19 protein-coding genes are annotated in these 19,081 nt (G+C 39.8%); 12 read left to right on the top strand and 7 right to left on the bottom strand.

The annotated features are described in order from the left end of the window. Positions 1-13: 13 nt before the first annotated feature. From argB to HMPREF0014_RS07515, 6 genes are all read left to right on the top strand, one after another. The gene (argB, locus tag HMPREF0014_RS07490) at positions 14-922 is read left to right on the top strand and encodes an acetylglutamate kinase (protein ID WP_002052003.1); all 909 of its coding nucleotides are present in this window, start codon (positions 14-16) and stop codon (positions 920-922) included. A 118-nt stretch (positions 923-1,040) separates the two neighbouring features. Beyond that, positions 1,041-1,823, top strand: a complete 783-nt coding sequence (locus HMPREF0014_RS07495; protein ID WP_004710230.1) for a GNAT family N-acetyltransferase — start codon at positions 1,041-1,043, stop codon at positions 1,821-1,823. A gap of 108 nt (positions 1,824-1,931) precedes the next feature. After that, positions 1,932-2,780 carry a class II glutamine amidotransferase gene (locus tag HMPREF0014_RS07500; RefSeq protein WP_006581389.1) on the top strand — a complete coding sequence of 283 codons (849 nt, stop codon included), beginning with the start codon at positions 1,932-1,934 and terminating at the stop codon, positions 2,778-2,780. Positions 2,781-3,032: 252 nt separating this feature from the next. Then, positions 3,033-3,488 carry a bacteriohemerythrin gene (locus HMPREF0014_RS07505; protein ID WP_000782976.1) on the top strand — a complete coding sequence of 152 codons (456 nt, stop codon included), beginning with the start codon at positions 3,033-3,035 and terminating at the stop codon, positions 3,486-3,488. 152 nt (positions 3,489-3,640) lie between these two features. After that, a complete protein-coding gene (locus tag HMPREF0014_RS07510; RefSeq protein ID WP_020992192.1) occupies positions 3,641-4,708 on the top strand; it encodes a hypothetical protein in 1,068 nt (355 codons plus the stop codon). Continuing rightward, the gene (locus HMPREF0014_RS07515; RefSeq protein ID WP_002052062.1) at positions 4,708-5,031 is read left to right on the top strand and encodes an RnfH family protein; all 324 of its coding nucleotides are present in this window, start codon (positions 4,708-4,710) and stop codon (positions 5,029-5,031) included. Before HMPREF0014_RS07510 ends, HMPREF0014_RS07515 begins: the two co-directional genes overlap by 1 nt. Before the next feature lie 55 nt (positions 5,032-5,086). Here HMPREF0014_RS07515 and bamE read toward each other — a convergent pair whose 3' ends face one another. Continuing rightward, positions 5,087-5,485: an outer membrane protein assembly factor BamE gene (gene bamE / locus HMPREF0014_RS07520; RefSeq protein ID WP_001170994.1), complete on the bottom strand. Its 399-nt coding sequence runs from the start codon at positions 5,483-5,485 to the stop codon at positions 5,087-5,089. A gap of 111 nt (positions 5,486-5,596) precedes the next feature. Between bamE and fur the strand changes: the two genes are divergently transcribed. After that, a complete protein-coding gene (fur, locus tag HMPREF0014_RS07525; protein ID WP_002052029.1) occupies positions 5,597-6,034 on the top strand; it encodes a ferric iron uptake transcriptional regulator in 438 nt (145 codons plus the stop codon). 70 nt (positions 6,035-6,104) lie between these two features. Here the strand turns inward: fur and HMPREF0014_RS07530 are convergent, their stop codons facing one another. Both HMPREF0014_RS07530 and HMPREF0014_RS07535 read right to left on the bottom strand, forming a co-directional pair. Continuing rightward, positions 6,105-7,223, bottom strand: a complete 1,119-nt coding sequence (locus HMPREF0014_RS07530) for a PilT/PilU family type 4a pilus ATPase (RefSeq protein WP_002052019.1) — start codon at positions 7,221-7,223, stop codon at positions 6,105-6,107. A 27-nt stretch (positions 7,224-7,250) separates the two neighbouring features. Continuing rightward, positions 7,251-8,288 (bottom strand): type IV pilus twitching motility protein PilT, encoded by a 1,038-nt coding sequence (locus HMPREF0014_RS07535; protein WP_006581387.1) that lies wholly within the window; start codon positions 8,286-8,288, stop codon positions 7,251-7,253. A 126-nt stretch (positions 8,289-8,414) separates the two neighbouring features. Between HMPREF0014_RS07535 and HMPREF0014_RS07540 the strand changes: the two genes are divergently transcribed. Together HMPREF0014_RS07540 and HMPREF0014_RS07545 are read left to right on the top strand one after the other, a co-directional pair. Continuing rightward, a complete protein-coding gene (locus HMPREF0014_RS07540) occupies positions 8,415-9,107 on the top strand; it encodes a YggS family pyridoxal phosphate-dependent enzyme (protein ID WP_020992193.1) in 693 nt (230 codons plus the stop codon). A 107-nt stretch (positions 9,108-9,214) separates the two neighbouring features. Next, positions 9,215-10,057, top strand: a complete 843-nt coding sequence (locus HMPREF0014_RS07545; RefSeq protein ID WP_006581385.1) for an undecaprenyl-diphosphate phosphatase — start codon at positions 9,215-9,217, stop codon at positions 10,055-10,057. Positions 10,058-10,179: 122 nt separating this feature from the next. Here HMPREF0014_RS07545 and HMPREF0014_RS07550 read toward each other — a convergent pair whose 3' ends face one another. Both HMPREF0014_RS07550 and HMPREF0014_RS07555 read right to left on the bottom strand, forming a co-directional pair. Further along, positions 10,180-13,776 carry an AAA family ATPase gene (locus HMPREF0014_RS07550; RefSeq protein WP_006581384.1) on the bottom strand — a complete coding sequence of 1,199 codons (3,597 nt, stop codon included), beginning with the start codon at positions 13,774-13,776 and terminating at the stop codon, positions 10,180-10,182. Between the two features lie 9 nt (positions 13,777-13,785). Continuing rightward, positions 13,786-15,054, bottom strand: coding sequence for an exonuclease SbcCD subunit D (locus tag HMPREF0014_RS07555; RefSeq protein ID WP_004888360.1), 1,269 nt, complete (start codon positions 15,052-15,054; stop codon positions 13,786-13,788). Positions 15,055-15,217: 163 nt separating this feature from the next. On the opposite strand from HMPREF0014_RS07555, the gene HMPREF0014_RS07560 reads away from it, so the two are divergent. Then, positions 15,218-15,691, top strand: a complete 474-nt coding sequence (locus tag HMPREF0014_RS07560) for an OsmC family protein (RefSeq protein ID WP_023188451.1) — start codon at positions 15,218-15,220, stop codon at positions 15,689-15,691. Between the two features lie 74 nt (positions 15,692-15,765). Here HMPREF0014_RS07560 and HMPREF0014_RS07565 read toward each other — a convergent pair whose 3' ends face one another. Continuing rightward, a complete protein-coding gene (locus HMPREF0014_RS07565; RefSeq protein ID WP_004641669.1) occupies positions 15,766-16,143 on the bottom strand; it encodes a VOC family protein in 378 nt (125 codons plus the stop codon). 379 nt (positions 16,144-16,522) lie between these two features. On the opposite strand from HMPREF0014_RS07565, the gene HMPREF0014_RS07570 reads away from it, so the two are divergent. Continuing rightward, complete coding sequence (locus HMPREF0014_RS07570) at positions 16,523-16,975, top strand: ABZJ_00895 family protein (RefSeq protein ID WP_004888356.1); 453 nt, start codon at positions 16,523-16,525, stop codon at positions 16,973-16,975. An 83-nt stretch (positions 16,976-17,058) separates the two neighbouring features. Next, positions 17,059-17,964 (top strand): TIGR01777 family oxidoreductase, encoded by a 906-nt coding sequence (locus HMPREF0014_RS07575; protein ID WP_004888354.1) that lies wholly within the window; start codon positions 17,059-17,061, stop codon positions 17,962-17,964. Here HMPREF0014_RS07575 and HMPREF0014_RS07580 read toward each other — a convergent pair. Next, positions 17,956-19,071, bottom strand: coding sequence for an FAD-dependent oxidoreductase (locus HMPREF0014_RS07580; protein ID WP_004888353.1), 1,116 nt, complete (start codon positions 19,069-19,071; stop codon positions 17,956-17,958). The two genes, HMPREF0014_RS07575 and HMPREF0014_RS07580, sit on opposite strands and share 9 nt — an antisense overlap. Between the last annotated feature and the right edge of the window lie 10 nt (positions 19,072-19,081).

Consider the following 19,081-nt stretch of genomic DNA (forward strand, 5'->3'; position numbering starts at 1 on the left):
AAGGAGAGGCGCAATGCCACAAGATCAGCATCTCGGCGTCGACAAAGCAAAAATCTTGATTGAAGCTTTGCCATATATTCAACGTTTTTCTGGTAAGACGCTGGTGGTGAAATACGGTGGTAATGCGATGACTGATCCGGAATTGGAAAGTTCATTTGCTCGCGATATCGTTTTACTTAAAACTGTGGGCTTAAACCCGGTTGTTGTACATGGTGGCGGCCCACAAGTTGACTCTTTCTTGAAGCAATTAGGCCGTGAGTCTGACCGTATTGACGGTATGCGTGTGACCGATGAAGCCACTATGGAAGTGGTTGAAATGGTATTAGGTGGTAGTGTAAACAAATCCATTGTTAATTTAATTAATAAACATGGTGGACGTGCGATTGGCCTCACGGGTCAAGACGGCAATCTTTTACGTGCCCGTAAATTATTAATGGAAAAGCACGAAGAAGACGGTTCTATCAAACATATCGACTTAGGTATGGTGGGTGAAGTGACTGGGGTAAAAACAGACGTATTGGAGATGTTTACTCAAAGTGACTTTATTCCTGTTATTGCTCCTTTAGGCGTTGATGAAAAAGGTAATACTTACAACATTAATGCTGACTTAGTAGCTGGCAAGGTTGCTGAAGCACTGGGCGCAGAAAAATTAATTCTGCTTACGAATATTACCGGCGTATTAGATGAAAACAAAAATCTCTTAACCGGATTAACCACACAAGAAGTTGACCGTTTAATTGAGACAGGTGTGATTTACGGCGGAATGATTCCTAAAGTAGGTTGTGCATTAGATGCTGTAAAAGGCGGTGTTGTGAGTGCTCATATTGTTGATGGCCGTGTACCGCACGCGACATTACTTGAAATCTTTACAGATCATGGTGTAGGTACGCTTATTTCTAACCGTACTCATTCAGCCCACTAAAATTATTATTTTCATTAAAAGATCACGCTAAGTGGTCTTTTTTTATGCCATTTAATTTTGGTCATTTTTTTGTCATGAGCTTTGACTAGTGTAGGGGGTGTCACTAGGAGCGTTCATTATGCTGGAAAAATTTAATCAATATCGCCAAACGTGGACTTTACCTCTAAATCGCCATAAGGCTACGAATCAAACACAATTTCGCTTTGAATGGGTTGATAATTTAAAAGAATTACAAGATGTACAACGGTTTCGTGCACAACAATTTAGTAAACAGTTCGGTATTCATTTTGAAGATAACTTAGATCAAGATATTTACGACTTTAGCTGTGAGCATGCAGTATTACGTGAGAAATGGACGGGAGAGATTGTAGCTTATACACGCCTCAAACTCTTTCAGGGCCATGAAATTGCACAAAGCTATAGTGCTCATGAATTTGATATTGTTCCCCACTTATCACATTTGCCAAATGTATTAGAAATAGGGCGTACCTGTGTACATCCACGTTTCCGTAATGGAAAGGCCCTTTCAACGTTATGGTTGAATCTTGCACCTAAAGTTTTGTGGTCAATGCGCGCTAAATATTTAATGGGCTGTGTCAGTATTCATCTGCAAGATAACTTGGCCAGAGCGTACTATACGCACCGTCAGATTCAGCAATTACCAGACAGTAAAACCATCGATATTCGTTCTAAAAAAATTTATGAACCTGAATATCCTGAGTTTAGCTTTCCTCAAGATGAGCGCATGCCGAAACTGTTTCAAATGTATTTGAGTATGCAGTCTAAACTATCTAAAGATGCCTTTTTTGATGCTGAATTTAACTGTCTCGACTATTTTGTATTTTTGGAAGTGAATAAAATCGCAACTTCTTTTGTAATGAACAAAATGGCTCAGCGATAAAGATATCTTATATTTTGTAATAGCGAGCGCATATTGGGATTTACAAGCTATTTTACTCTCATGCACAATAGTATGTATGAGGTAATGAAGCGAAAAGTTTAAAACAATATGTGCCAGCTATTAGGAATGAATTGTGCAACACCAACGGATATCACTTTTTCTTTCCGTGGTTTTTCACAGCGCGCAGGAATTACCTCTGACCATAGTGATGGTTTTGGTATAGCCTTTTTTGAAGATAAGGCATGCCGATTATTTGTAGACAACCAGTCTGCAGTTGAATCACCAATTGCTGATCTTATACGTAATTATCCTATCAAATCACGTAACGTAATCGCGCATATCCGTAAGGCAACCCAAGGCAAAATTACACTTGAGAACTCACATCCTTTTATTCGTGAGCTATGGGGACGTCACTGGATTTTTGCTCATAATGGCGATTTACATGATTTTAATCCACCCTTGAGTGGGCGTTTTACACCAGTAGGAAATACTGATAGTGAAAGAGCATTTTGTTATTTATTAGACCAGCTTGTAGAAGTATTTGGCTATGAAGAACCAAGTCTTGAACAGATATTTGAAGTGCTAGAGAAAATTTCTCCACAAATTGCAGAATATGGCACATTTAATTTCTGTTTATCTAATGGCAAAGCTTTATTTAGTTATGCAATTACTAAATTGCATTGGCTCGTTCGTGAATATCCATTTAATAATGCGCATTTAATCGATTTAGATGTCGAAGTCGATTTTAGTCAAGTAACGACTCCTGAAGATCGGGTTGCAGTAATAACCACTGAGCCTTTAACACATAATGAAACTTGGACAGCATATCAACCTGGTGAAATGATTTTATTTCAATATGGCCAGCCTATAAAAAAAGCAATAACACATGTTGAAAGATTAATACGTGAAGAAAAAAATCCTGAACTTAAACGTATTACTCGTGCAGATCAGTATTAAATCTTCAGTAAAAATAAATGTAATTGCTTGACTAATATATATTTCACTTAATTAACAATAAAGTATTTTGTTTAAAAAATACTTTATTGTTTTAGTTGGTTAATATTATTAAATATTTTATAAATCAAAAACTTAATTAATTATTTATTTTTATTTATATAAAGCCGACAAAATAGGTTTGTTTTTATTTATACCCTTTAAAGATAAGATGCGTTTTATGCAACAGTCATTGAACATCATTGGGGGTGGTGTATGAAAATGAAATGGGCTTCAGAATATAATACGGGTATTGATGTTATTGATGAGCAACATAAACGAATACTCGATTATATTAATGAGATTGATGATGTAAAAGATGATGAAGATAGACGTCGTATTAAAGATGTTTTAGACAATATTATCGATTATACACAGTCACATTTTACCTTTGAAGAAAGTTTGCAAGAAGAAGCTGATTATAAATATAGAGTACCTCATAAACGCGTACATGATTTGTTTATTAAAAAAATAGAGTTATATCGTGAGCGTTTTGAAATGGGGCATACTATAGAAGCTGAATTACAAGAAATTTTGGCTAAATGGTTAATTAATCATATTCAACATGATGATGCTGATTATGTAGGGGCAGTAAAAGAAAATATGATGGGGATTATTAGAGAAAAAGAAAAGAAGAAAGGAAAGAACTGGTTCGCCCGTTTTTTCTCATAAATTTAACTCGAAAAACTCTAATATACAGTTAGCGCGGCAAACTATCGTTTCGGTGGTTTGCTTTTTTTATTGTGCAGACTTTGATTTTCATGCATGAGACGGGCAAAATATCTAAAGACTTTTTCAAGGAATGCATAATGCAGGACATACCTATGTCACGTTGGTTATCGCCTCTTATGGCGTTTTGCTTATCTTTTGTCATCATGGCCACTTTGGCACCAACCATGGGCATCCAGATTGATCGTCAGCTCGATTTCTGGTTATTGTGGTTTGGCACAATGTTGTTATTGGCATTACCAGTTTGTTATTTGGAAATTGCTTTAGCAAAACGATCTAAAACAACCGCTTTAAATGCGTTATCGAGTTTAACTCGTGAAGCAGATAGTTCACCTAAATGGCGCGTGGTTGGCTGGCTTGCTGTTGTTTTTATTCCTTTCTTAGCGGGTAATGTACTGAGCACTGCAAGCAATATATTAGTTGCGCAGTTTGCCCCAGGCGTTTCCGGTCAAATCATTTTTGCGGGCCTTGCAGTTGCTGCCTTGGTCTTATCATTTATTCCTCGTCAAATTCTTGTTTTGTTAATGACCATAGGGGTAATCGCTTCTATTGTGTTGGCAAATATGAAGGGTACCACGTTACAGCCTTGGCATTGGACCAATGTAGAGTTTAAAGAGTGGGGTAATGCAACCGTACTTGCACTTGTAGCGAGCGGGTTAGGTTTAGGACTTTACTGGCAAAATAGTGTTGGCACTGTTCAGACTCAAGAAGGTGCAACTAAAACTGTTCTTCCAATTTGGTTGGCTCAGCTCATTGCTGTAATTGCTTTTGGTTTCTTCTCGCTTCAAGCTCAATTACCAGTCCTTACGTGGATATTTACTGGCGTGATGACATCAGCATTATTTGTGCAGTTAGCAAGAGAACAACTTGCTCAGCGTCAGCTTATGCCTGTTTTACAATGGGTGATTCTTATTGTTGCGATTGCAATTTGGGCTGTGCCTGAACTTCATAACTTATTTACGTTGATTCTTATGCTTTGGGGCTTACTCATTAGTTTGATCTATGCAATTTTTGCAGGTTGGATTATGAAAATTAGTCACTTACGTAAATCGATGAATTTCAGCAATGAGCTTTTCTATAACTTATGGCGTATTGCTGTACGTATTGTGTTGCCGCTTTCAATTATTGTGGCAATGATTGCTGTAATTGGGCAAAGTATCTAATGGAACGCATTCAACAAGTTTGGGTTGCGTTTGCAGCGCCAGAGCAACAGTTTCTAATCTCTGTTCCATTTGAAGAGGGAATGACTGCTTCACAGGCAGTTCAAGTCAGTGGTTTATCAAGTCAAGTTGATTTGCCTGAACCACTTCAGCTCGGCGTTTTTGGAGTAAAAGTAGAAGCTGATGCCGTGCTACATGCAGGTGATCGAGTTGAGGTTTATAGACCTTTAACGATTAATCCAAAAGACATTCGTAGAAAACGTGCCGCGAAGAACCCTGTAGGCAGATACATTAAAGGCAATCGCTTTAAGCAATCAGCTCAATAAGCAAAACCCCTCAAGTTTTTTCACTTGAGGGGTTTCTTTTTATTAGAAAAAACGATTATAGTGGTGGGGCAGTTAAAATTGCTTCTTTAGAAGCAGGTAAACCTGGTTGCGATTCTGGAATAGTCTCTAAACCTTCAATTTTAGTTACAGTTCCAGTTCCATCAAAGTAAATTTTTAAATGCTGACCATGTGCTGCGGGGATTTTCGCTTTTTTAGCATATGTTCCCGGGATATAGTTGTAGATATAGTCCCAACGTTGTGGATTGAGGGGATCAGTCACTGTTGGGCTACCAAGCAAAAAGCGCACTTGCTGGAAATTCATGCCGACCTGTACTTGAGAGGCTTGAGCTTTAGTCAATGGAGTCCCTTGAGGAATATCAACCTTATATACACCAAAGATTGAACAACCAGCTAGGAGTGAAGTGACGAATAACGTCAGCACGAGTTTTTGCATTTTGCTACACTATCCCAATAAATTATGATGCATTTGATCAAAGGATAGATCATACTTCATATAAATTCTATTGCCTATTCCAACTTGAGATTTGTTGAGAGACCTTTTTTCATGCCTATTTCCAATCAAGATTTGCGCAAAGCTGGACTTAAAGTTACCCTTCCACGAATTAAGATTTTGGAATTATTAGAAAATTCAAAACAACATCATCTTAGCGCTGAAGATATTTACAAGACTTTGTTAGAGCAAGGGGAAGATGTCGGACTTGCGACAGTTTACCGTGTGTTAACACAATTTGAAGCTGCGGGTATTATTCAACGTCATCATTTTGAAAATAATCATTCTGTTTTCGAAATTATGCAAGAAGATCACCACGATCACTTGGTTTGCCAAAACTGCAACAAAGTTATTGAATTTACTAATGATGTTATCGAGAAAGAACAGCATTCTGTAGCAGAACAACATGGGTTTACCTTAACGGGTCACTCATTAAATCTCTATGGTTACTGTAATGAACCTGAATGTCAGGATGCATTGCGCAAGAAATAATCGTTTTCACACAAAGAAAACAAATAAAAAAAGGAAGGTTACGTTTAACCTTCCTTTTTTTATGAAGAAATTACTGACGATCAAAAGTTAAATGCTGTTTTTCGTCTGTTATTTGATCAGGACCTTCATTTGCAAGTTTAATCGTTAAACGTAAATCGTTTGGTGAGTCGGCATGTTTAAGCGCATCTTTATAAGTAATTTGGCCGGCTTTGTATAAATCAAATAAAGCTTGGTCAAAGGTCTGCATACCAAGCTCACGTGAGCGTTTCATCAAGTCCTTAATTTCATGAATTTCACCTTTACGGATATAGTCTGAAATTAATGGTGAGTTAATTAAGATCTCAATCGCAGCACGGCGTGAATTACCATCTGGTGTTGGAATAAGCTGCTGTGCAATCATGGCTTTTAAGTTAAGAGACAAGTCCATGTAAAGCTGGCTATGACGGTCACTTTCAAAGAAGTGAATAATACGGTCGAGTGCTTGGTTGGCGTTGTTGGCGTGCATTGTAGCTAATACAAGGTGTCCTGTTTCAGCAAAGCCAATTGCGTAGTCCATGACTTCGCGAGAACGGATTTCACCAATTAAGATGACATCTGGCGCTTGTCGTAACGTATTTTTTAAAGCAATTTCAAATGAGTCTGTATCAATACCGACTTCACGTTGAGTAATGATGCAGCCTGCATGTTCGTGAATAAACTCAATCGGGTCCTCAATGGTAATGATATGGCCTTTAGAGTTATGGTTACGATGGCTGATCATTGAAGCCAATGAAGTCGATTTACCTGTACCTGTTGCACCTACGAAAATAATAATGCCGCGTTTGGTCATCGATAAATCTTTAAGCACAGTCGGCAACTGTAAGTCATCAATTGAAGGAATTTTCGTTTCAATTCGACGTAGTACCATACCCGGCATGTCACGTTGCTGAAAAGCACTGACACGAAAACGCGCCGTTTTATCGCGGTTCATGATGGCAAAGTTACATTCACGAGTCTCTGCAAATTCTTTACGTTGTTTTTCACTCATGATGGAATGTAAGAGTTGACCAATTACTTCACCTGAAAGGCTATTTTTTGAAATTGGAACAATTTGCCCGTTAATCTTCATCGATGGTGCAACACCATCTGTAATAAAAAGATCGGATGATTTTTTTTCAACCATCAGGTTGAGCAAGTCATTAAAATCCATAATTGTATTCTCGCTATTTTATTGTTTTTATAGGAATGATTCAGGCTGTTTCGCCGCTGTACGGGCTGTTTGTGGACTAATTACACCACGTGAAACCAAACCTTTTAGGCTTTGGTCGAGGGTTGTCATACCATGGTTAGCACCAGTCTGAATAGCTGAATACATTTGTGCGACTTTGTTTTCACGAATTAAGTTACGAATAGCCGGAATACCAATCATAATTTCATGTGCCGCAACACGACCACCACCGTTCTTTTTAAGCAGGGTTTGTGAAATAACGGCTTGTAAAGATTCAGACAGCATGGCACGAACCATGTCTTTTTCTTCGGCAGGGAATACGTCAATCACACGGTCAATGGTTTTTGCAGCCGATGTGGTGTGAAGCGTACCAAATACCAAGTGACCTGTTTCGGCAGCAGTAAGTGCTAATCGAATCGTTTCAAGGTCACGCATCTCACCGACTAAAATAATATCTGGGTCTTCACGTAGTGCTGAACGAAGGGCTTCATTAAAGCCATGTGTATCACGATGCACTTCACGCTGGTTAATCAGACATTTCTTAGACTGGTGTACAAATTCGATTGGGTCTTCCACCGTTAAAATATGGTCATAGCGGTTTTCGTTAATATAATCGAGCATTGCTGCAAGCGTAGTTGATTTACCCGAACCTGTTGGTCCTGTGACCAGTACAATGCCACGAGGATAGTCGCAAATATCTTTAAAGATTTGCCCTAGACCTAGATCTTCCATGGTGAGGACTTTAGATGGAATGGTACGAAATACTGCACCAGCACCACGGTTTTGGTTAAATGCGTTCACACGGAAACGCGCAACATTCGGTACTTCAAAAGAAAAGTCAGTTTCGAGTTTTTCTTCATAGTCACGGCGCTGTTTATCATTCATGATGTCATAAACGAGGCGGTGGACATCTTTATGTTCTAAGGCTGGCAAGTTAATACGACGAACTTCACCATCGACACGAATCATTGGTGGCATACCAGCTGATAAGTGCAAATCGGATGCGCCATTTTTCACAGAGAAGGCGAGTAGCTCTGTAATATCCATAATTTCCCCAAGTAAATCAAAATATGTCATTATTTTGTAGAATAATATACGGCTTTCACCGAGGCTTACCAACACCTCGCTTTAGGTGAAAAGCAAAAAAGTTTTTTGAAAATGAGAACCTTGTCAATGAATTACCTGCAAGATGCGCGGCAGCACGTATTACAGCAAATCAGAACTGCTTGTGAACATGCTCAGCGTGCGCCTGAAACTGTGCAACTTTTAGCCGTATCTAAAACACATCCGAGTGAAAGGTTGCGTGAAATGTATGCAGCGGGACAAAGAGCATTCGGCGAAAATTATTTACAAGAAGCTTTGGATAAAATAGAAGCTCTGCATGACTTAGATATTGAATGGCATTTTATTGGACATGTTCAACGTAACAAAACCAAGCATTTGGCTGAAGAGTTTGACTGGGTACATGGAGTAGATCGTTTAATTATTGCAGAGCGCTTGTCTAACCAACGTGGTGATGATCAAGCTGCACTTAATATTTGTTTGCAAGTCAATATTGATGGGCAAGACACTAAAGATGGCTGCGCACCAGAAGAAGTTGCCGAATTGGTTGCTCAAATAAGTCAACTGCCGAAAATCAAGCTGCGTGGCTTAATGGTAATTCCGGCACCAGACAATATTGCTGCTTTTGCAGATGCTAAAAAACTATTTGATGAGGTGAAAGAGCAACATGCCCACGCGCAAGACTGGGACACGTTAAGTATGGGGATGTCAGGCGATTTGGATGCTGCAATTGTTGCAGGTTCAACTATGGTTCGTGTGGGAACTGCTTTGTTTGGAAAACGTGATCCTGTTGTAAAAAAATAACTTTTAAGGTTTAGTTAAATATTTTGTGGCGAAACTGTAATCGGTTAATTTAAATTTAATTTTCCTCATTTATAAACCAGATATTTTAATATTTGAGTATGTAATGTATGGATTTGTTGCATGTTTTCATTCTGGCAATTATTCAGGGCTTTGCTGAATTATTGCCGGTTTCTAGTTCCGCACACGTTATTTTAGCTGAAAAGTTAATGGGGTATGATCCATCTGCACCTGACATGACCTTCTTACTTGTGATGTTGCACACAGGTACGATGTTTGCCGTGATCGTTTACTTTTGGAAATCTTGGAAAAAGACTTATTTTTCTTCTTGGGAAAGTTTTAAAAAACAAGCCTTCTATATTATTTTAGCAACCCTAATTACTGGTGTACTCGGTTTAGCGCTCCAATCTATTATTAAACATGTATTCTTCGGCGGCGCGAGCAGTTTCGAAATTGAGCATTTGTTTAGTAACTCAAAATTAATGGCGGCTGCACTGATTTCGGCAGGTGTCCTGATTATTTTATCTTCGCGTTTAGATCGCGGACAATCAGGTGAAATCAGTTTGCGTAGTGCTTCTATTATTGGGGCAGTACAGGCGTTATGTTTACCTTTCCGTGGCTTTTCACGTTCTGGTGCAACCATTTCTACAGGATTATTTTTAGGGGTATCTCGCCAAAAAGCTGAAGAGTTCAGTTTTGCATTGGCTGTGGTATTAACGCCAGCAGTAATTCTAAAAGAATTATATCGTTTAGTTCACGCTCAAGGCTTACAAACCGTAGCTCATGGACAAGTTTTCCATTCGATAGTTCCAAGCCTATTAGGGATGTGCTTTAGCTTTGGTGCTGGCCTTTTAGCATTAAAATGGTTGTCTTCATGGTTAGAACATGGACGCTGGCATTTATTTGGTTTGTACTGTATTGGTTTCGCAATTGTCGTACTCTGCGTGAATTAATTTTTTGATGTTTAAAAAATAAAAAATTAGTACAAGACCATACAATAAAAGAGGGGGCGTAATTCATACGCCCCTTTGTTATATAAGATTCAATCAAATTTAAGATAACTACCTAGATTAAATTAACCTACGACTTCAATGGTACTTGCACCAGCGCCAAGTGGTTTCACTTGAATTTGTACTGGAATACGTTCATGCATTTCTTGAATGTGTGAGATGAGAATGACCTGACGTCCCTGATTTTGCAGTTGGTCCAAAGCATTCATCACCATGTGCAAAGAAGAAGCATCTAAAGTACCAAAGCCTTCATCAATAAACAGTGATTCAATTTTCATTGAACCCGACGCCATATTGGCAATTGCTAAAGACAAGGCCAGTGCAGTTAAGAATGACTCCCCCCCAGATAAAGAAGCGACGGAGCGGGTTTCTCCATCCATATCGTGGTCAATAATGGCAAGGCTTAAGGACTGATCAAGACGTTTTAGCGTATAACGCTGAGAAAGCATCGCCAGTTGTTGGTTGGCATGTTCAACTAAAATATCTAGGTGATATTGCTGAGCGTAGTCACGGAACTCTTTACCTTTGGCATCACCAATCAAGCCTGAAATTTTGCTCCAGCGGTGTTCTTCTTGCTGAATATTTTGAATTTGCTCGGCGTATTTTTGCTGTTTGGCAAGGTTTTGCTGATGTAATTCAAGCTTCAGCTTTAGCCCGTCACGCACTTCAAGCTGTGCTCTGAGCTTTGCAATATTGTCTTGAATGAGGGTAACGAGCTTTTCGTATTCAATATCTGGCTGAGTTTGTAAATGCTCGCTTAATTGCTCTTGCATCGTTTTAAGGGCAGAAGAGGCTTCACTTAATAAACGTTCGGCATGATTAAGACGGTTACGAATGTCTTGCTCTTGTGCAGAATTAATTTGCATGAGCGCTGTAAGATCAGATGCCTGAAAATCAGTATGGGCTTTTAACCAGTTTTGAATTTGCCCATCAATCTGCTGCTGATGTTGTTCTGTGTGTTGATACTGATGTTTAAGTTGATCAAGCGCCTGTTTTTGTTGTTCAAAGTGTTGTCTGGTTTGTTCGAAACGCTGTTTAGCCTCATGATACGCCGTTTGTTGGTGCTGACGTTTAGCGTCATGCTCAATTAACCATTCATGCGGCTTAATATCCGAACGGCCCGTCATTTGCTGAATGAGCGATACTGCTTTTTCATTATTTTGTTGACCTTTAAGCGTAATCTCTTGGAGGTTTTGATCGATCTCATCAATTTGCTTGGCCATTTGTTCAAGACTAGCAGTCAACATTTTAAGTTCTTGCTGCTGTTGTTCAAAACGCTGTGAAAGCTGTTCTTGTTGTTCAAGTTGCTTAGCACGTGCATCCAGAATAGCCCAAGTCTGCTTAGCTGTTTGGCTACTTGCTTGCTGCCATGCCTGCTGTTCGGTTTCCGATAAACACTCAACAATATGTTGAACTTGTTGTTGCCATTGCTGTGCCGTATTGAGCAAGCTTTCATTACGCTGAATCGTTTGAACAAGCTGATTGTGTTGTTTAATGGCTTGGGTTAAACGTACGTTTTCTGAGTCAAATGAACTTATGGCAGTTTGTGCTGCTTGTCTGAGTTCGTTAAGCGTTTGCAAGATTTGTTCAGGTGCTTGATTAAGCTCAATCTGTAATTGATTGAGGTTAAACCCTTGCTCAAGTTCTTGCTGTAAGTGCGTTTGTTTTACTTGCAGTTGAGCTAGGTATTTCTGAACTTGTTCAAGCTCGGCACGGCACTGAGTAAGTGCATGTTGCTGGGTTTGCCATGCATTAAACTTGGTTTGCTCGAGTGCAATAGCTTGTTGCTCTTGCTGTTGCTGCAAATCGAACAAGGCCTTGGAGACCGCACTGTCATCAATACGGTAGGGGTGATGGGTACTTCCACACACTAAACACGCTTCACCTTCTTTAAGATTGGCACGTAACTGTTCAATATTTTCGGTGTGTAGTAAACGCTGCTGTTGCAGGATGTGTTGTAACTTTTCACGTTCAGTTTTTGCTGTTTGGTAGTCTTGTTCAGCTAACTGGCAAACGGTTTTAAGCTGCTGCTCTTGCGCGGAGGCTTGAGTATGTTTTTCGGTGAATTGCTGAAGCTCAGTATATAGCTCATGATAAATTTTTATTTTCTGTTGAATCAGATCTAACTGCGTGACTTGAGCAAGCTCTTGTTCTTTGTCTTTACGTTGCTGTTCAAGCTTTAACTCAATTTGTTCAACTGTACCGTGTGAAGCTGTCAGTTGTTCAAGTTCACTTTTAGCTTCCGATAGCTTTTGGCGAGCAAGGGTAGGATTGCCAAGCTGCTGTTCAATCGTTTGGTAATTTTGAATAAATTGCCCGAGCTGATGTAGATGTGCTGAGAGGCCTTTGTCTAATACAGCATATTGCTGAGTCTGGATCAGCTGCTGCTGTAAATGAATTTTGTTCTGCTCAAGCTGTGCAATCTGCTGTTGTACAGCGTTTTGCTGTTGTTGCAATGGGCTTAGCTTTTGCTCAAGTACATGTCTTTTTTCTTTGCACTTTTTATATTCATCGGCAATAAAAGCGCGTTCTTGAATGGACTGTCGAACTTGATTTAAAGCATATTGATGCTGTTGCTCAAAATCGAGGGTTTGTTTGAGCTGTTGTTCTGCAAATTGATATTGTTTTTGTTCAGTTTCAAAAATTTGTAGCAGGTCATTAAACTTGGTTTGAGCTTGCTGAATTTGCGGCTCAAGTTGTTTTAGTGTTTGTAAATTTTGAGCTTGCTGAAAAACTTGTGGGCGTATTTCGGAGAAAACTTCGAGACGTTTTAATTGCTCACGTTCACTAGCCAGTTGTTGATAGTGATTTTGCTGAGTTTGAAACTGTTGCTGTTTCGCTTGAACTTCTTGTTCAAGTTTTGCTTTGCGTTCAAACCATTGTTGCTGTTGGTCTAAGACATGTTTTTGTTGTTCTAACTGTTGATAGTTTTGTTCAGCTTGCTGGTATTGCTCGGTAAATGCAGCAATCTCTTCATCAGACAAAATTTCAATGTGACCTAAAAACTCTTCCAGCTGTTTACGCTGTTTTGCAATATCTGCTGTTTTACGAAAAGCCAGTTCACCGATTTTGGTGAAAATGCTGGAGTTGGTTAGGTACTCAAGTAACTCACCGCGTTCGCTGTCTCGTGCTTTTAAAAATGCAGTGACTTCGGACTGAGCAAGTAATACGGCACGCGTAAACTGTTCAAAAGAAAGCTGGGTAATTTGCTTAACTTTTTCATCAACCGCTTTGGCTTTGTCGGCAAGTACCACACCATCGGTTAAGCATTTTAAGTGGCGCTGTACACTTTGTAATTTACCATTTGGGTTTTCACGTGCACGTTTAATTTCCCAACGAGCCAAATAGCGTTTTTGATCTTGAGCAATAAAGCAAAGCTCAGCAAAACCATGTCCTGTACCACGGCGTAAGACAGTTAAAGGTGAGTTAGTGAGTAACTCGGAACCATCGACATCTTTTAATTTGCCATCGCTGTCTTTAAGGCGGGGAACCCGATTAAATAAGGCTAGGCACATCGCGTCTAAAATGGTCGATTTACCTGCGCCAGTTTTTCCCACAATCGCAATAAGACCTGCATGGGCCAGAGGTGCGCTTTCAAAATCAATAAAATGTTCATCAGCAAGCGATGCCAGATTTTTTATTCGAATGGATAAAATTTTCATGACATATCCTTAATGGCTTGCATCATTTTCAAGATGTTTTTGTGCTTCTTGTACTAGGCTCAGAAAATCTTTTAAGACCGCATCATCGGCACTGTAACCTTGTTTTTCCCAGATGTTTTGAAAGAGTTTTTCTGGTGTTGGCGGTTCAAGTGCAATATGCTGGGTAGTATTTGAATCAGTCGTGTCTTTATTTACATATTGACGTGAAATACGCACTAAACGATAGCGGTCAGGTGGTAGAGCTGCTTCAAACTGCTGACGTAAATTCGGCTGTGGCGGCGTTAAACTATAATATTCAATATCGACATATTCACGGTGGTCAATATTTTCAATCACGCCGTGTGGTAAGGCTTTGAGTTGTTGCAGTACTTCGTTTAGCTCACCACGAATGCGGTGCAATTGTATGCAGCGCGGAATTTCGATAGCTTCAAATTGCAAACGGCTATCTGTCTCTTGAGAAGGGTCAATTTTGACCTCAACCACTTGATGCTTATAGTTAATTTCACTGAAAGAAAGTGGAATGGGTGAGCCGCTATAACGAATGTGCGGCTGGCCTACTTTTTGTGGTTTGTGTAAGTGCCCTAAAGCCACATAGTCGACCGCATCTTCAAATAACGTCGTTGAAAGTGCCTCTTCATTACCAATAATAATGGGGCGTTCAGAGTCGGATGTCTCGCCACCTTGCATATGGGCATGTGACATCAAAATAAGCGCTTGGTCCGGTGTCTTACGACGTTTGGCTTCGGCAATGAGTTGCTGGTGCAAATAGGCAATTGCGTTTTTGCTATTGGTGGTATGTTCGTTAAAGCCCGTAATTTCAGCCGAGCGTAAAAAAGGCAGGGCCAGGCACCACGCCACAATATCTTGATTTTGATTATAAATAGGTAAAAGTAGTCGGTCGAGATCTAGGGTTTTATCTTCATTCCAGCGAACTACGCCCACGGTTTTTGCATTGTATTTTTCTAAAAGCGGTTCGACTTGTTCAATACGGTAGCCTGAGTCATGGTTACCCGCAATCATGAGTGTTTGCATGTGCGGTGCAATACGATGTGCATCTGCTAAAAATTGGTAGAGTTGTTTTTGTGCCTGAGAACCCGGGTTAATGACATCAAAAATATCGCCAGCAATAAGCAGGGCATGAGGTTGTTTTTCTTGAATTTGAGTGAGCAACCAGCTTAAAAATTGTTGGTGTTCGTAATGTCGTGAGTGATTATAAAAAAACTGCCCCAAATGCCAGTCAGAAGTATGTAGAAAATGTACGGACATAGAAACAGACATCAAGCCAAAATAAACACAGATACGTTAGCATAAATTGGCAGGAGATTTTATCAAGACATTTTAAAGTGCTCGTTATTTAAGCCAGCAATGAAACCTGAATTATTTTGTCCCTTTAAGCTTTGCTTTGTTACTATCAGGTCAAACCATGAACTTTGAGAACAAAATGGCTATTCATAAATACGAAGTAAAAATACAGTGGGAAGGCAATACGGGTACAGGCACTTCATCTTATCGTTCTTATAAACGAGACTTTAGTATTCAGCATCCTCAAAAGGCTACTATTCAAGGTTCATCAGACCCTGCCTATTTAGGCGATGTGACCAGATGGAACCCGGAAGATTTATTGGTCGCGTCAGCTTCAGCTTGTCATAAGCTTTGGTATTTACACCTTTGTGCAGTCAATCATATTCACGTTGTGAGTTATGTTGACCATGCACTTGGGTTTATGGAAGATACAGATCCGGTCAAACGTGGTCACTTTACCCAAATTATTTTAAGGCCTGAGGTTGTGTTAGAAAAAGGTGCTGACCCAGAGCTTGCAGCAAAACTACATGAAGAAGCACATCACGAATGTATGATTGCCAACTCGGTAAATTTTCCAATTACATGTGAAGCCAGCTTTAGCTTTGTTGAATAATTAAAATAAAATAGCCACCGATAAAAAGCGGTGGCTATACATTAAAAATAAATTAGAGTTGTTAAATAAAATCTTTAAGCTGCATTTTCATCGACTTGGAAAATACCAAAAACGTTGTGGTCTAAATCGACAAAATAGCCATGCCAAGCGCGGCCCGGAATAGCGAATTTATCCATTGCGACAATACCACCTTGCGCTAAAATTTTTGCAGCTATCTCATCGAAATTTTCCACCTGAACCGAACAAGTAAATGCATTGGTGCCATATTCCATTGGCGGTGTTTGAGCAGGGCGTTTTAATAGACCACCCATAATTGAAGGTGTCTCTATGCGGTAATATTCAATAGGTAAGCTTTCATCGAGTTTAAATTGCCAGCCAAACACAGCTTGATAAAACTGCGCATCGCGGGCAGGGTTTGAAGACTGGATTTCGAAATAGGCAATATTGTTCATATTATTTAAATCGTATTTTTATGGTGTAAAAAGTATACGCATAGCCTTTATAGCCACGAAAGCACTATTGTGTATGGTGAGCGTAAAATAAATGAAAGTGCTAGAAAATAAAAACCGACGATTCGAGTGATGAGAGAATCGTCGGTCAAAGACTTCATCAAGGGTTTCGGCTGCTAACAAAACCTAATCCGAAGGAAGAAAGAGTCGTAATGAAAGGTCACCGAAACAATTTTGCGGATGCCGTGCAAAGGAAGTATTCGGTTGCTGCGACCTTGTTACCCTATATAACGTCAAGAGATCAGGATTGGTTGACAGAAAAATGAAAAAAAATCGAAAAAAATTTATAATTATTTTTTGAACCCATAAATTAGGCAAAAATATGACCAAATTACGCTCTTACTTTCTCTGGTTTTTTGCTTTGTGCATCGTGCTTACCTTAATTGTCGGTGTGATTGCAGCACTATTACCAGCGAGTGTAGGCGGTATTTTAACAGCCGTTCCATATTTAGGCGCAATGATTTTTGTCTTATTTAGATTTTTAAAGAAAGAACGCCGTGCACCGACTGTACCAGAAAAAAAGAAATTTACTTTAGGCTTTACCCTCATATTTTGGGGCTATAACTTGTGTGGTGTTTTGTTCGGTCTGTTTTTATTTGCCAGAAAAGACCCTGAGATTTTGCAAAACTTTATGCTTTACCTCAAGCAGCCTCAGTTCTTAAGTATTATGGTCATTATGATTTTAATGTTGGCTATTCCGTTGTATTTAATTACTTACTGGTTTTATGGCAAACAGGCACAGCGTATGGCAGACAAAATGTTTAATGTGCAATAGATCACTACGAAAACTCATACGATTAAATATAAATGAGTCTTATACAATAAAATAAAACTTGAATCCTCAGCTTAGGAGGAAATATGAATAAGAATGTATTAATTACTGGTGCCAGTGGCTTTATTGGAACGCATTTAATTAAGTTCCTATTACAAAAAAATTATAACGTGATTGCGGTGACACGGCAGGCTGGAAAGGAATCTGACCATCCTGCCTTGCAGTGGGTGCAAAAGTTCGAAGATATCTCAACCCATAAAATTGATTATGTAGTGAATTTGGCGGGTGCAAATATTGGTGAGAAACGCTGGACCGAGTCACGTAAAAAACAACTCATTGAAAGCCGTGTGAATACAACCCGAAAACTTTATGCGTGGCTCAAGCAATCTCAAATTTTTCCCGAAGTGATTGTCTCTGGCTCTGCCATTGGTTATTACGGCATAGATGCTCAAGAAAAGTGGACAGAGGTGTGCACTGAACAAAGCTCGCCACAGCCTATTTTTATGTCCGAGCTTTGCCAAGAGTGGGAGCGCGCAGCGTTAGCAGACGCTCAGCAAAATACTAAAATTATTCGTTTAGGCGTAGTGTTCGGGCAGGGTGGTGGTATCTTGCCTAAAATGTTATTTCCTATACGACTTAATTTAGTCGGTCAAATTGGTCACGGGCGCCAGCCTGTGGTTTGGGTACATATTGAAGATGTGTTAAATGCCATCGAGTTTATATTTCAGCATCCTCAATCCGCTCAAATTCATAATGTGGTAGCGCCAGAAAATGTGACCCAACAAGCTTTTGTTGATCAAGCTGCACAAGTTTTAAATAAGAAACCAATGTTGTCAGCGCCGAGCACAGTTTTCCGCTGTTTGTTAGGAGAGCAGTCGCAATTGATTTTGAATGGGCAATACGTTAAACCTGCTGCCTTACAAGCTGAAGGATTTGAGTTTGCTTATCCTCAATTAAAAATGGCTTTAGAGAATATACTCGCCTCAGGCTAATATTTTATTTTGCAAACGCTCTGGTGAATATGCTTTGGCATCAACTAATGTTGGTTGACCTAGCATAAGCTGACGAAGCAATTGTGCAGAACCTGCGCCCATACACAAACCATTTCTAAAATGACCAAAGTTTGCCCAGAGGTTGTCCATTTCAGGCATTTTGCCAATGTATGGAACACCGTTTGGTGAACTTGGTCTGAGGCCTGCCCAGCGATGTACAATCGGGAAATCGGCCAGTTCAGGCACCATTTCTAAACATGCTTCTAAAATATTGTGCTGAGTCGTTTCGTCGGTAGAGGTGTCAAAACCACGATGTGCCATACTTGACCCACACACGATATGACCGTCCATACGTGGAATCAAATACATGACTCGATTCATACACATGGTCGGTAGCCAGTGAGCAGGGGTTTTAAATAACAGCATTTGACCTTGCACAGGTTCGACTGGAATTTCGAGTTGTAATTGAGAGTTCCAGTAATGGCTCCAAGCGCCTGAAGTTATTACAAAATGGTCTGCTGTATGTTTGCGACCATCTTCGGTTTGGAGCGCTTGTATCACATCACCTTGTTGAATCAGTTTTTTAACCGGAGTGTGTTCAAAAAACTCAACATTTGGATGTTGCTTTAAATAGCGAATCAGGGACTGTAATACACGCGGATTACGAATATTAGACAGTTCAGGAAAATAAATCGCTTCTTGAAACTGATCGGAGATATGCGGATTGACTTGCTCTAGGGCATCTCTTTGTAGATATTCACAGCGCTGCATCGGTTCTTGATGCTGCTCGGCGTAGGAAAGCCCGACGTCAAAATCTTCTTCATCAAAAATCAGCATGCCTGTGTCATGAATTTCAAAATCAATCCCTGTAATAGGGTAGAGCTTTTGGTTCCATGCTTGATAAGAGGCTTTACCAAATTGAGCGAGTTGGTTCACTGCATGCACATAGCGCCACGGGTACATCGGAGAGAGGATACCTCCACCAGCCCAAGAGGCTGCTTGTCCCGCTTGTTGTTGATCAAAAATGCTGATGGTACAGCCGTGTTCAACCAACTCCAGCGCAGACATTAATCCACTTATGCCCGCGCCAATGATTGCAATATGCATGCAGTGTTAT

Origin of the sequence: Acinetobacter sp. RUH 2624, assembly GCF_000162375.2 — a bacterium.
Classification (GTDB): domain Bacteria; phylum Pseudomonadota; class Gammaproteobacteria; order Pseudomonadales; family Moraxellaceae; genus Acinetobacter; species Acinetobacter nosocomialis.